General features: G+C 35.7%; 1 pseudogene (cut by a window edge). It reads left to right on the top strand.

The features are described from left to right. Positions 1–307, top strand: a pseudogene (locus EDM02_RS02235) (Rpn family recombination-promoting nuclease/putative transposase); its annotated part reaches 109 nt to the left of the window's first position; the annotation flags it as partial. Between the last annotated feature and the right edge of the window lie 12 nt (positions 308–319).

Below are 319 nucleotides of genomic sequence, written 5' to 3'. Positions count from 1 at the left end.
CAAAGCCAAGGCAGTAGATGGTAAACTATTTAATATTGAAATCCAAATCAGCGATGAAGCAGATTATGATAAAAGAGCTTTGTTTTATTGGGCCAAATTGTATACCGAACAGCTACAGGCAGGGCAAGGCTATGGAAACTTATCTAAAGCCATTGGCATCCATATTCTGAACTTTATTTCTATTGTAGAGGAACCCAAATACCATAATGTATTTCGTATCACAGAAGAAGAAAGTAATGCACTGTATTTTAAAGACTTAGAATTACACACCATTGAACTAAAGAAGTTTACCGATAACCCAAACGAAGCCTTAACCGAT

This window comes from Candidatus Cardinium hertigii, from assembly GCF_003788695.1.
Note: the sequence above shows the minus strand (reverse complement) of the source record. Positions and strands in the feature narration are given on the sequence as shown.